At 71.6% G+C, this 12,618-nt stretch carries 13 protein-coding genes; 10 read left to right on the top strand and 3 right to left on the bottom strand.

What is annotated here, in order from left to right; translation table 11 throughout:
• Positions 1-259 precede the first annotated feature (259 nt).
• Both ACIG47_RS15260 and rplQ read left to right on the top strand, forming a co-directional pair.
• Positions 260-1,276: a DNA-directed RNA polymerase subunit alpha gene (locus ACIG47_RS15260; protein ID WP_397431783.1), complete on the top strand. Its 1,017-nt coding sequence runs from the start codon at positions 260-262 to the stop codon at positions 1,274-1,276.
• A gap of 55 nt (positions 1,277-1,331) precedes the next feature.
• Positions 1,332-1,880, top strand: a complete 549-nt coding sequence (gene rplQ / locus ACIG47_RS15255) for a 50S ribosomal protein L17 (protein WP_397431781.1) — start codon at positions 1,332-1,334, stop codon at positions 1,878-1,880.
• A gap of 192 nt (positions 1,881-2,072) precedes the next feature.
• Here rplQ and ACIG47_RS15250 read toward each other — a convergent pair whose 3' ends face one another.
• Entirely contained in the window at positions 2,073-2,831 is a 759-nt protein-coding gene (locus ACIG47_RS15250) for an ROK family protein (protein ID WP_397410282.1), read from the bottom strand.
• 47 nt (positions 2,832-2,878) lie between these two features.
• Here ACIG47_RS15250 and ACIG47_RS15245 point away from each other — a divergent pair, with 47 nt between their 5' ends.
• On the top strand, positions 2,879-3,778 hold the full coding sequence (locus ACIG47_RS15245) for a tRNA pseudouridine synthase A (RefSeq protein ID WP_397431779.1): 900 nt from the start codon (positions 2,879-2,881) through the stop codon (positions 3,776-3,778).
• A 98-nt stretch (positions 3,779-3,876) separates the two neighbouring features.
• Here ACIG47_RS15245 and ACIG47_RS15240 read toward each other — a convergent pair whose 3' ends face one another.
• Complete coding sequence (locus ACIG47_RS15240; RefSeq protein WP_397410286.1) at positions 3,877-4,302, bottom strand: DUF5709 domain-containing protein; 426 nt, start codon at positions 4,300-4,302, stop codon at positions 3,877-3,879.
• A 298-nt stretch (positions 4,303-4,600) separates the two neighbouring features.
• On the opposite strand from ACIG47_RS15240, the gene rplM reads away from it, so the two are divergent.
• From rplM to ACIG47_RS15220, 4 genes are all read left to right on the top strand, one after another.
• Positions 4,601-5,050: a 50S ribosomal protein L13 gene (rplM, locus tag ACIG47_RS15235; RefSeq protein WP_397410288.1), complete on the top strand. Its 450-nt coding sequence runs from the start codon at positions 4,601-4,603 to the stop codon at positions 5,048-5,050.
• Between the two features lie 43 nt (positions 5,051-5,093).
• The gene (gene rpsI / locus ACIG47_RS15230; RefSeq protein ID WP_397410290.1) at positions 5,094-5,579 is read left to right on the top strand and encodes a 30S ribosomal protein S9; all 486 of its coding nucleotides are present in this window, start codon (positions 5,094-5,096) and stop codon (positions 5,577-5,579) included.
• 211 nt (positions 5,580-5,790) lie between these two features.
• On the top strand, positions 5,791-7,155 hold the full coding sequence (gene glmM / locus ACIG47_RS15225) for a phosphoglucosamine mutase (RefSeq protein WP_397431777.1): 1,365 nt from the start codon (positions 5,791-5,793) through the stop codon (positions 7,153-7,155).
• Positions 7,156-7,347: 192 nt separating this feature from the next.
• Positions 7,348-8,097: a DedA family protein gene (locus ACIG47_RS15220; RefSeq protein ID WP_397431776.1), complete on the top strand. Its 750-nt coding sequence runs from the start codon at positions 7,348-7,350 to the stop codon at positions 8,095-8,097.
• A gap of 4 nt (positions 8,098-8,101) precedes the next feature.
• Here ACIG47_RS15220 and coaA read toward each other — a convergent pair whose 3' ends face one another.
• Positions 8,102-9,097 (bottom strand): type I pantothenate kinase, encoded by a 996-nt coding sequence (gene coaA, locus ACIG47_RS15215; RefSeq protein ID WP_397410296.1) that lies wholly within the window; start codon positions 9,095-9,097, stop codon positions 8,102-8,104.
• Between the two features lie 111 nt (positions 9,098-9,208).
• On the opposite strand from coaA, the gene glmS reads away from it, so the two are divergent.
• The 3 genes from glmS (at position 9,209) to ACIG47_RS15200 (ending at position 12,611) form a co-directional block, all read left to right on the top strand.
• On the top strand, positions 9,209-11,098 hold the full coding sequence (glmS, locus tag ACIG47_RS15210; RefSeq protein ID WP_397431774.1) for a glutamine--fructose-6-phosphate transaminase (isomerizing): 1,890 nt from the start codon (positions 9,209-9,211) through the stop codon (positions 11,096-11,098).
• 70 nt (positions 11,099-11,168) lie between these two features.
• Positions 11,169-11,999 carry an alpha/beta fold hydrolase gene (locus tag ACIG47_RS15205; protein ID WP_397431772.1) on the top strand — a complete coding sequence of 277 codons (831 nt, stop codon included), beginning with the start codon at positions 11,169-11,171 and terminating at the stop codon, positions 11,997-11,999.
• A 261-nt stretch (positions 12,000-12,260) separates the two neighbouring features.
• Complete coding sequence (locus ACIG47_RS15200; protein ID WP_397431770.1) at positions 12,261-12,611, top strand: holo-ACP synthase; 351 nt, start codon at positions 12,261-12,263, stop codon at positions 12,609-12,611.
• Positions 12,612-12,618: the final 7 nt, after the last annotated feature.

Here is a 12,618-nt window from a genome sequence, read left to right as displayed (position 1 = left end):
CGCGCCCCCCCCCCGCCCCCCCCCCCCCCCCCCCCCCGCGCCCCCCCCCCCCCCGGGCGCGGGGGGGGGGGGCCCCCCCCGGGGGGGGGGCGCCCCCGCCCCCCCCCCCCCCCCCCCCCCCCCCACCGCAGGTGCGACATCCGCTCACCTCGCGAGGTGAGCACCCCCGCCCGGTCGGTGACAGAGATCCGTCCGGGCTGCGAGAGATCGCAGGCCGTGATGCGTCATATAGCGGACGCACACTGAAAGGACACCCACAGTGCTCATCGCACAGCGCCCCACGCTGACCGAAGAGGTCATCTCGGAGAGCCGTTCCCGCTTCTCCATCGAGCCGCTCGAGCCTGGCTTCGGCTACACGCTCGGCAACTCGATGCGTCGCACCCTGCTGTCGTCCATCCCGGGCGCGGCTGTCACGTCCATCCGTATCGACGGTGTGCTGCACGAGTTCAGCACCGTGTCGGGCGTGAAGGAAGACGTCACCGAGATCATCCTCAACATCAAGAACCTCGTCGTCTCCTCGGAGAACGACGAGCCCGTCGTGATGTACCTGCGCAAGCAGGGCGCCGGCGCCGTGACCGCCGCGGACATCGTTCCGCCGGCGGGGGTCGAGGTCCACAACCCCGACCTGCACATCGCCACCCTCAACGACAAGGGCAAGCTCGAGATCGAGCTGACCGTCGAGCGGGGTCGTGGGTACGTGTCCGCCGCGCAGAACAAGCAGTTCGACGCGGAGATCGGGCGCATCCCGGTTGATTCGATCTACTCGCCGGTCCTCAAGGTCACGTACAAGGTCGAGGCCACCCGAGTCGAGCAGCGCACCGACTTCGACAAGCTCATCGTCGACGTCGAGACCAAGCAGGCGATCACGCCTCGCGACGCGCTCGCATCGGCTGGCAAGACCCTGGTCGAGCTGTTCGGCCTGGCACGTGAGCTGAACGTCGAGGCCGAGGGCATCGAGATCGGCCCGTCGCCGACGGACACCGCGCTGGCCGCGGACCTGGCGCTGCCGATCGAGGAGCTCAACCTCACCATCCGTTCGTACAACTGCCTCAAGCGCGAGGGCATCCACCAGGTGGGCGAGCTCGTTGCCCGCAGCGAGGCGGACCTGCTCGACATCCGCAACTTCGGTGCCAAGTCGATCACCGAGGTCAAGGAGAAGCTGGCCGAGCTCGGCCTCAGCCTCAAGGACTCGCCGCTGGACTTCGATCCGGCCGGCGCTTCGTACTTCGAGGGTAGCGACTCCGCGGCCTACAGCGGCGACGAGCAGTCGTACTGACGTCCCGCGTCCGGCCTAGGCCGGACGCGCGGAACCACTTCCAAGGAGACAAGTAATGCCTACCCCCACCAAGGGTCCGCGGCTCGGCGGTAGCCCGGCTCACGAGCGCCTGATTCTCGCGAACCTGTCGACCTCCCTCTTCGAGCACGGCCGCATCACGACCACGGAGACCAAGGCCAAGCGCCTGCGTCCCCTGGCTGAGCGTCTGATCACGTTCGCGAAGAAGGGCGACCTGTCCGCCCGTCGCCGCGTGCTCACCGTCGTGCGTGACAAGGGCGTGGTGCACACGCTCTTCACCGAGATCGCCCCGGCCATGGCCGAGCGCAACGGTGGCTACACGCGCATCACCAAGATCGGCACCCGCAAGGGCGACAACGCGCCGATGGCGGTCATCGAGCTCGTCACCGAGCCCGTGAGCCCCAAGCAGGCCGTCGTCAAGGAGGCCACGAAGGCCGCCGAGAAGGCTGCCCCGGTCGAGGACGCGCCTGTCGAGGACGCTCCGGTCGAGGAGACCCCCGCCGAGGACGTCAAGGACGCCCCGGCCGAGGACGCCGCCGAGGAGACCCCCGCGGACGAGACCGCCGAGGAGAAGAAGGAGGCCTGAGCCCCCTTTCTCCCGCACGACGCCGGGCCGCACCTTCCGTACGGAGGGTGCGGCCCGGCGTCGTCGTGCGTTCCGTTGCGCATCGCGCTGTGCATCGTGTCGGGCATCGTGTCGCGCGTAGTGCGCTTCTACCCCGTCATCAGGCCCGGAAAACAGCTCGATTCCGGGCCTGATGACGGGGTAGAGGCGCACTTACGCCGGCGGGAGGTCCCAGGCCCGGGCGCCGCCGACCAGGGCCGCCGAGTTGGGGACGATGACGACGTCGTCGCCCAGGCGGGTCAGCGCGGACGGCGTGATGCAGCGTGAGTTCCCGCCGCCGATGTAGAGGCGGTCCCAGTGGAACACCGGGCGCAGCCCGTCCACCACGGTGACGACGCGGCGCGACCAGAGTCCGTCCCCGAGCCGACGCCGCTCGGGTTCGCCGATGTACTGGTCGTAGGTGAGGCTGCGGCGGACCGGCGCGTGCGACCACTCCAGGTGCGGTGCGATGCGCCCGCCGTGGAACATCGCCGTCCCCAGGCCGGTGCCCAGCGTGATCACCAGCTCCAGGCCCGACGCCGCGACCACGCCCGCGCCGTGCACCTCCGCGTCGTTGAGGACGAGCGCCGGCAGGCCCAGCCGCTCGGCGACGGCGGCGCGCATGTCGAAGTTGCGCCAGGCGTCCGCCAGGGCGGGGACCACGCGTGACCGCGGCCCCGACCGGGTGATGTAGTGCGGCGTGTGCACGACGACGCCGCTGCGGATCATGCCGGGGAGCCCCACCGTGACCCGGGCGGCCGCGGGCAGGTCGGTGGCGATCTTCGCGATCGTGTCGACGAGCAGCTCGGGCGGCAGCGGATACGGTGTCGGGACGCGGACCGGTGTCGCGTGGGCGGTGCCGGACGCGTCGAGGACGGCCGCCTTGATCCCGCCGCCCCCGCAGTCCACGGCCAGCGTGAGAGTCTCTGCCATGACGTCACTGTACGAACCTCGGCGCGGGAATCGGGGAGGATGAGCGTGTGAACCAGCTCATCAGGGTCCGCCTCGACCTGGCCTACGACGGCACGGACTTCGCGGGCTGGGCCCGGCAGCCCGGACTGCGCACCGTGGAGGGTGCCCTGGAGACCGGGATCGCCCGGGTGCTGCGGACCGAGCAGCGCGGGCTGCCGGCGCCCCGGCTCACGGTCGCCGGCCGCACGGACTCGGGCGTCCACGCGCGCGGGCAGGTGGCGCACGTGGACGTCGACCGGGAAGGCTGGGCTGCCTTGCCGGGCCGGTCCGACCGGTCACCGGGCGAGTCGCTCGTGACGCGGCTGGCGGGTGTGCTGCCGGCGGACGTGGTCGTGCGCCGGGCCGCGCCGGCTCCTGCGGGCTTCGACGCCCGGTTCTCCGCCCTGCGCCGGCGCTACACGTATCGCATCGCCGACGACCCCGGCCTGCGCGACCCCCTGCGCCGCAGCCACGTCCTGTGGACCCGCCGTGCGCTCGACGCCGAGGCGATGGACGCCGCGGTCCGGCCACTCGTCGGCCTGCGGGACTTCGCCGCGTACTGCAAGCCCCGGCCCGGGGCGACGACCATCCGCGAGCTGCAGCGCATCGCCTGGGAGCGGCCGGCCGAGGGGCCGGACGCGGGGCTCGTGGTGGCGCACGTCGTCGCCGACGCGTTCTGCCACAACATGGTCCGGGCGCTCGTGGGGGCGTCGATCGCGGTGGGGGAGGGGCGGCGTCCGGTCGGCTGGCCCGCGGAGCTGCTGGCGAGCCGACGCCGGGATGCCGGGGTGTTCGTGGTGCCGCCCGAGGGGCTGTGCCTGGAGGAGATCACGTTCCCGCCGGACGCCGAGCTCGCGTCCCGCGCGGACGCCGTCCGTGCGAAGCGGATGGACGAGGAGGTCTGGGACGACCTCCCGACCGCGAGATAGAACCACAGCGAGGTAGAACTGCAGAGAGGTAGAACTGCAGCGAGGCAGAACGGCCTGGTCGGCGTCCTACCTCGCTGCAGTTCTCCCTCGGCGGCGGGTCAGGGCTCCTCGACCCAGTGGACGGCGGCCTCCTCGGCGCTCGCTCCCGCACCGTCGATGCCCGCGTCCGTGCCGTACAGGTCGTTCTCGCGGTTGCCGTCCTCGGCCGCGTAGCTGCCGGGGTCGGCGTCCGGGTCGGAGACCAGGCGGCCCGCGCGCGACGTGTCGGTGCGGTCGAGCGGGTCCTCCTGCCAGATGTCCGGCTCCTCCTCGGCGAGGCGCTGGTCCATCGGCTCTCCCTGCCGCTCCTCCCACGAGGTCTCGCCCCAGTGGTTCGAGCGCGGGCGGTCGGGCGGGGAGTAGCCCTCGTCGAGCAGGTCCTTCGGTCCCCGGCTGTACAGGGTGTCCTCGGTCGGGAGCTGGTCGGTGTCGCCCTCGGCGATGCCGTCCGGCCCCGGCATGGTGGCTGGGGTTTCCTCGGTCATGTTCCTACGGTGGCACCAGTTGCGCGTGGACGCCACAGTGCCGGTGCGAATGCGTCGACGTGGTGAACGTCATGCCCGTCCCGTGCGCCGGCAGCCCGCTTCGCTTTGACCCTCGGGGAAACGGCCAGGTATTCTATTGAGTCGTTGTGCTCTGTCACCGGCGTTCCTGCGTCGGCACCGCGCCCACTCGCGTGCCGACGTCCGGCCCGGACGTCACCTTGACTCCCGCGCACAACGACCTGACTCATCGGGCGCCGCTTCTCGCCCGACGACACCGCAAACGAAAAGGTTACGAACCGTGCGTACGTACACCCCCAAGCCCGGCGACGTCCAGCGCGACTGGTACGTCGTCGACGCGACCGACGTCGTCCTGGGCCGCCTGGCCAGCCAGGTCGCCAATCTGCTGCGCGGGAAGCACAAGCCGACCTTCGCTCCGCACGTCGACGGCGGTGACTTCGTCATCGTCATCAACGCGGACAAGGTCGCGCTGAGCGGCAACAAGCGTCAGACCAAGATGGCGTACCGCCACTCGGGCTACCCGGGCGGCCTCACGGCCACCCCGTACGGCGAGCTGCTGGACACCAAGCCGGAGCGCGCCATCGAGAAGGCTGTGCGCGGCATGATCCCCAAGACCTCGCTCGGTCGGACTCAGCTGACCCACCTGAAGGTCTACGCAGGCCCTGAGCACCCGCACACGGCGCAGCAGGCCAAGCCGTTCGAGATCACCCAGGTTTCGCAGCAGGCCTGAGGCCGCTGCCGGATCGCAACGCGAAGGACGCGAGGACACCACAGTGGCTGAGACCACCGTCGACATCGAGCAGGGCGCCGAGACGCCCAGCACCTACACCACCGAGACGGCCGCGCCGGCAACGCGCGGTTCGTCCATCACCGCCCCGGCCCAGGCCCTCGGGCGCCGCAAGGAGGCCGTGGCGCGCGTGCGCCTGGTCCCCGGCACCGGCACCTGGAAGATCAACGGCCGCACCCTCGAGGACTACTTCCCGAACAAGGTGCACCAGCAGCTGGTCAACTCCCCGCTGAACCTGGTCGAGGTCGAGGGCCGCTTCGACGTCATCGCCCGCATCACGGGTGGTGGCACGTCGGGCCAGGCCGGCGCCCTGCGCCTGGGCATCGCCCGTGCGCTGAACGCCATCGACGCCGAGGCGAACCGCCCCGAGCTGAAGAAGGCCGGCTTCCTGCGCCGCGACGACCGCAAGGTCGAGCGCAAGAAGGCCGGTCTCAAGAAGGCCCGCAAGGCTCCGCAGTACAGCAAGCGCTGACGCGCTGACGACAGCCGGAGCACAGGCTCGGGCCGAGGTACGAGGCCAGAGCCTGTGCTCCGGCCGAGGAAGCGCGGCGACGAGCACAGTCAGTGCCCGGCCGGGTGGCCCCGCCGAACAGTATCGACACTGTTCAGCGGGGCCATCCGCATTTCCGGCACCGGCCGGACGCCCACTACGGTGGGACTGGAACGATCTGAGGAGACGCGGTATGGGCAGGCTGTTCGGCACCGACGGGGTTCGGGGCCTCGCCAACAAGGACATCACGGCGGAGCTGGCACTGGAGCTGGGCGTCGCCGCCGCTCGGGTGCTGACCGCGCAGGGCGAGCTGCTGGGCCCGCGACCACGGGCCGTCGTCGGACGTGACACGCGGGCCTCCGGCGAGTTCCTCGCGGGCGCCGTCGCCGCAGGCCTCGCCTCGGCGGGAGTCGACGTCGTGATGCTCAACGTGCTGCCGACGCCCGCGCTGGCCTACCTGGTGACGGAGCTGGAGGCCGACCTCGGGGTCATGGTCTCGGCGTCGCACAACCCCATGCCGGACAACGGGATCAAGTTCTTCGCCCGCGGCGGCCTCAAGCTCGACGACGCCGTCGAGGACGCGATCCAGGCCACGCTGGGCGAGGACTGGGAGCGGCCCACGGGCGCCGACGTCGGGCGGATCCGCACCGACGGGCAGGCCGCCGCCGAGCGGTACGTGCGGCACCTCACCGACAGCGTCGGGACCACCCCGGACCACCGGCCCCTCGAGGGGCTGCGCATCGCGCTGGACTGCGCCAACGGTGCCGCCAGCGAGGTGGGGCCGGAGGCGCTGCGCGCGGCGGGCGCCGACGTCGTGGTGATGAACGCCAGCCCCGACGGCCGGAACATCAACGAGAAGTGCGGCTCCACGCACCCGGAGCAGCTCCAGGCCGTGGTGGTGGCGTCGGAGGCGGACTTCGGCGTCGCGTTCGACGGCGACGCCGACCGCTGCCTCGCCGTGGACCACACGGGCGCGATCGTGGACGGCGACCAGATCCTCGGGATCCTCGCCACCGCGCTCAAGCAGGAGGGGCGTCTGCCGGGCGACACGCTCGTGGTCACGGTGATGAGCAACCTCGGCCTCATCCTGGCCATGCGGGAGCAGGGGATCACGACGGTGCAGACCGCCGTCGGCGACCGGTACGTGCTGGAGGAGATGCGCGCCCAGGGCTACGGCCTGGGCGGGGAGCAGTCGGGCCACATCATCCTGGCCGAGCACGCCACGACGGGTGACGGTGTGCTCTCGGCGCTGCACCTCGCGGCGCGGGTCAAGGCGTCGGGCAAGCGCCTGGCCGATCTCGCGGGTGAGATCGAGCGCCTGCCGCAGACGCTCGTCAACGTGCGCGGCGTGGACAAGTCCCGCGCCGGGACCGACGAGGGCGTGCAGGCGGCCGTCGCCGACGCGGTGGCGCGCCTGGGCGACACCGGCCGGGTGCTGCTGCGCCAGTCCGGTACCGAGCCGCTGGTGCGCGTCATGGTGGAGGCGCCGGCGCAGGACGAGGCGGACAAGGTGGCCGAGGACCTGGCGGCCGTCGTACGGGAGCGGCTCGCGCTGTAGCGGCCTCCTCGCCCGCGGGCAGGACGGCGGGGCCGGCGTGAACGCCCCGTGAATCCTTGGGAAGCGGGGTTGTCCCAGGGGTACCCCTGATGCGTTTCAGGGGTACCCCTTGCGTAGGCTGGTTGCAGGCACTATGAGGTGCCGCTCTCCACCCGCCCCGGGAAGCGCCCCGGCCGAGACTTCCGAGGTCCTGTGCTCGAACTCATCTCCGCAGTCCTGAGCGCCACCGAGGCGTGGATCCTCGCGATGGCGGCCTCGCCGTGGATCTACCCGGCGATGTTCGCCTTCGCGACCATCGACGGCTTCTTCCCGCCGCTGCCCAGCGAGTCCGTGGTGATCACGCTGACGGTGTCGGCGCACAGCACCGGCACCCCGTGGATGTGGCTCGTGCTCGTGGCCGCGGCAGCCGGCGCGTGGGTGGGCGACCAGATCGCCTACCAGATCGGCAAGATGATCGGCACCGACCGGGTGCCGTTCCTGCGCTCGGCACGCGGACGCCGGGCCGTGGACTGGGCGGAGCGGGCCCTTGCCCGCCGCGGTGCCTCCTTCATCCTGGCCGCGCGGTACGTGCCGATCGGGCGCGTGGCCGTGAACATGACCGCCGGGGCCGTCGGCTACCCGCGGCGCCGGTTCATGGTCATCGCCGCGATCGCGGCGGTCATGTGGGCCCTGTACTCCGCCGGGATCGGCCTGGTCGCCGCCCAGTGGCTCGGGCACGAGCCGCTGCTGGCGATCGTGATCGGCGTGGTGCTCGGCGTCGCGATGGGCTTCCTCGTCGACCAGGTGGTGGGCTGGTTCTCCCGCCGGCACCTCGGCGGCGAGCAGGACGGCGAGGCCGGCCCGGACGGCGAGAAGGTCGCCGTCCCGGCCGGTGCCACCGAGATGGTCCGGGAGTACGTCCACCGGGTCGACGACCCGGCCAAGCCCCAGAAGGACCGCTGAGCCGCTAGAGCTTGCGCAGGCGGACCCGCTGCACGGCGTGGTCCGAGCCCTTGGTCAGCACCAGCGTGGCGCGGCCGCGCGTCGGCAGGATGTTCTTCTCCAGGTTGGGCGCGTTGATCGACTCCCAGATGGACAGGGCCTTGTCCGTGGCCTCCTGGTCGGAGAGCGACGCATACCGCTTGAAGTAGGAGTCCGGCTTGGTGAACGCGGTGCGGCGCAGCTCCAGGAACCGGTCCACGTACCACTGCCGGATGTTCCGGGTACGGGCGTCCACGTAGATCGAGAAGTCGAAGAAGTCGCTCACCGCGACGGTCGACTCGTCGACGGCGGACGGGCGTGCCGGCTGGAGCACGTTCAGGCCCTCGACGACGAGCACGTCGGGCTTGCGCACGACGACCTCCTCGCCCGGCACGATGTCGTAGATGGTGTGGGAGTACACCGGGGCGCGGACCTCGTCCTGTCCCGCCTTGATCCGGGACAGGAAGCGGATCAGGGCGCGCCGGTCGTACGACTCGGGGAAGCCCTTGCGCTCCATCAGGCCCCGTCGCTCCAGCTCGGCGTTCGGGTAGAGGAAGCCGTCGGTCGTGATGAGCTCGACGCGCGGCGTCTCGGGCCAGCGCGCGAGCATCTCGCGCAGGACGCGCGCCGTCGTCGACTTGCCGACGGCGACCGAGCCCGCGACCCCGATGACGTACGGCGTGCGGGGCGGATCCTCGTGCAGGAAGGTCGACGTCGCACGGTGCAGGCCGCCGGTGGCCTGCACGTAGAGGTTGAGCAGGCGCGACAGGGGGCGGTAGATCGCGTCGACCTCGGCCAGGTCGATCGGGTCACCGAGACCGCGCAGGCGCTCGACGTCGTCGTCGGTCAGCGGCAGCGGGGTGGAGGCCGACAGGCGGCTCCAGGCCGCGCGGTCGAGGTCCACGTAGGGTGAGGACGGGGCGAGGGCGAGCAGGTGCTCACCGAGGTCCGTCGACGAGAACTGGGAAACCACCTGCAGCATTGTGCCCCACGCGGGCCCGAGCCTCCGCACCCGTCGGCCGCCGGTGGCTCCGCGGCGGCCCTGTGAGGCCCGTCATGGGGGCAGGCTCGCTCGCTCGATAGACTCGCGCGCATGTGTGGGATCGTCGGGTACACCGGAACATCAGTCGCGTCGCCGAACGGCGCCGCCGCGCCGTCGGGCACGCCCCTCGACGTGGCCATCGAGGGGCTGCGCCGCCTCGAGTACCGCGGCTACGACTCGGCCGGTGTCGCGCTCGTCGCGCCCGGGCTGGACGGTGTCGCCTGGGCCAAGAAGTCGGGCAAGCTGGCGAACCTGATCGAGGTGCTCGACCACGACCCGCTGCCGCAGGCGACCGCGGCGATCGGGCACACCCGCTGGGCCACGCACGGCGGTCCGACCGACGCCAACGCCCACCCGCACCTCGCCGACGGCGACCGGCTGGCGGTGATCCACAACGGCATCGTGGAGAACTTCGCGCAGCTCAAGAACGAGCTGCTGGCCGACGGCGTGGTCTTCCGGTCCGAGACCGACACCGAGGTGGCGGCGCACCTCGTGGCCAAGGCGTACCGCGAGTCGGGCGACCTGACCGACGCCATGACCACGGCCGCCGGGCGGCTGGAGGGTACCTTCACGCTGCTGGCGGTCCACGCCGACGCCCCGGACACCGTGGTGGGCGCCCGGCACGACTCCCCGCTCGTGGTGGGCCTCGGCGAGGGCGAGAACTTCCTCGGTTCCGACGTGGCCGCGTTCATCGCACACACGAAGGAGGCCCTCGAGCTGGGCCAGGACCAGGTGGTCACGATCACGCCGACGTCCGTGACGGTGACCGACTTCGACGGCAAGCCTGCCGAGGCCAAGCGCTACACCGTGGACTGGGACGCCGCGGCCGCCGAGAAGGGCGGCTTCGACTCGTTCATGGACAAGGAGATCCACGACCAGCCGCAGGCCGTGGCCGACACGCTGCTCGGCCGCACGGACGCCGCGGGCGCGCTCGTCCTGGACGACCTGCGCATCGACGAGTCGGTGCTGCGCGCCGTGAACAAGATCATCGTCGTGGCGTGCGGCACCGCCGCCTACTCCGGGCACGTGGCCAAGTACGCCATCGAGCACTGGTGCCGCATCCCCGTCGAGGTCGAGCTGGCGCACGAGTTCCGTTACCGCGACCCGATCCTCGACGAGCGCACCCTGGTGGTGGCCGTGACGCAGTCCGGCGAGACGATGGACACCCTCATGGCCGTGCGGCACGCGCGTGAGCAGGGCGCGAAGGTGATCTCGATCGTCAACACCCACGGCTCCACCATCCCGCGCGAGTCCGACGCGGTGCTGTACACGCACGCCGGGCCCGAGATCGCCGTCGCCTCCACCAAGGCCTTCCTGGCGCAGATCACCGCCGCCTACGTGCTGGGCCTGTACCTCGCCCAGCTGCGCGGCAACAAGTTCCCCGACGAGATCGCGACCCTGCTCGACGAGCTGCGGGCCATGCCGCGCAAGATCCAGACCGTCATCGAGCGCGGCGAGTACGTGCGCGCGACGGCCCGGTCCATGGAGAAGTCCGACAAGGTGCTGTTCCTCGGGCGCCACGTCGGGTTCCCGGTGGCCCTGGAGGGCGCGCTCAAGCTCAAGGAGCTCGCGTACATCCATGCCGAGGGCTTCGCGGCGGGCGAGCTCAAGCACGGTCCGATCGCCCTGATCGACGAGGGCCAGCCCGTGTTCGTGGTGGTGCCCTCGCCGCGGGGACGCGACTCTCTGCACTCCAAGGTCGTCTCGAACATCCAGGAGATCCGCGCCCGCGGCGCGCGCACGCTGGTGATCGCCGAGGACGGGGACGACGCGGTGCGTCCGTACGCCGACGAGATCTTCTGGATCCCGCAGGCGCCCACGCTGCTCCAGCCGCTGCTGGCCGTGGTGCCGCTGCAGATCTTCGCCATGGCGCTCGCCACGGCCAAGGGCCTGGACGTGGACCAGCCGCGCAACCTCGCCAAGTCCGTCACGGTGGAGTGACGCCCCGCCCCGCGGGCATCCGGGATGTCGGTGGCTCCGTCTAGGGTCTGGCCTGACGAGAGGAGCGCCGATGGCGTACGTGGAGGTCGACGGGGTCCGGGTGCACTACGTGGAGCACGGGCCACCGCCCGGTGCCGGGGTGCGCACGGCGGTGCTGGTGCACGGGTTCCCGGTGGACCACCGGATCATGACGAGCGCCTTCGAGCCGGTCTTCGGGGCCCGTCCCGGCTGGCGCCGGCTCTACGTCGACCTGCCCGGCATGGGGCGTACGGCGGCGCCCGACGTCGCGAGCACCGACGACGTGTTCCGGATCCTGCGGGGGACGGTCGAGGCGCTCGTGCCCGAGGGGCCGTACGTCGTCGTCGGGCAGTCGTACGGTGGCTACCTGGCGCGGGGACTGACGGCCGCCGACCCGGAGCGGGTCGCGGGACTGGCCGCGGTCGTGACGGTGGTCGACGCCCGCCACGAGCTGCGGCAGGTCCCGGAGCACCGGGTGCTGGTGCGGGAGCCGGCGCTCGCCGAGCGGGTCGGTACCGAGGTACTGGACGCGGAGGACACGCTCGTCGTGCAGACGACCGAGACCTGGGAGTGGGCACGCCGGGTGGTGGATCCGGGGCTCGCGGCCGCCGACCCGGCGGCGGTCGCCCGGCTCGAGGCGAGCTACGCGGGGACGTTCCCCGTGGAACCTGCGCCGTTCGAGGGGCCCGCCCTCATCCTGGTCGGGCGGCAGGACGCGACCACGGGGTACCGCGACGCCTGGGGGCTCGTGGAGCACTACCCGCGGGCGACGTTCGCGGTGCTGGACCGAGCAGGGCACGCGCTCGACATCGAGCAGTCGACGCTGTTCGCGGCGCTGGTGGGCGAGTGGCTCGACCGCGTCGAGGAGGCGGTGCCGGTCTGACCCGGCGCCCGTCAGCTCGATACCGCGACGACTATCAGCAGCGTGACGATCGCGGCGATCACGACGCCGAAGACGACGACCATGACCACGGGGAAGGGGAGCTTGTCGTCGTCCTCCGGCATGGCAACTCCTCCGCATGAAAAGAGGCGCGCTGCGCTATGCAGGCGCCGTCTTTACCTCTGCATTACGGCGATATGGTGCCGCAAAACGGTCATCTCGCGCAAGGCCGTCGGTGTGATGGGGTGGACCTAGGCTGGGCCCATGATCATCGGGACGGGTATCGACGTCGTCGACGTGGACCGCTTCATGGAGACGCTCGCCCGCACGCCCCGGTTGCGCGAGAAGCTGTTCACCGAGGTCGAGCGCGAGCTGCCGCCGGCGTCCCTGGCCGCACGGTTCGCGGCCAAGGAGGCCATCGCCAAGTCGCTCGGCGCGCCGGGGAACCTGCGCTGGCACGACGTCACGGTGCACCGCACGGTCGGTGGCCCGCCCCGGATCGACGCGCGCGGCACCGTCGCGGCGCGGGCCGCGGAGCTCGGGGTGCGTACCTGGCACATCACCATCTCCCACGACGCGGGGATCGCGTCGGCCATGGTGATTGCGGAGGGCTGACCCACCG

The organism is Promicromonospora sp. NPDC052451, assembly GCF_044547525.1.
Taxonomy (GTDB): Bacteria; Actinomycetota; Actinomycetes; order Actinomycetales; family Cellulomonadaceae; genus Promicromonospora.
This window is presented reverse-complemented; position numbering and strand designations above follow the sequence as displayed.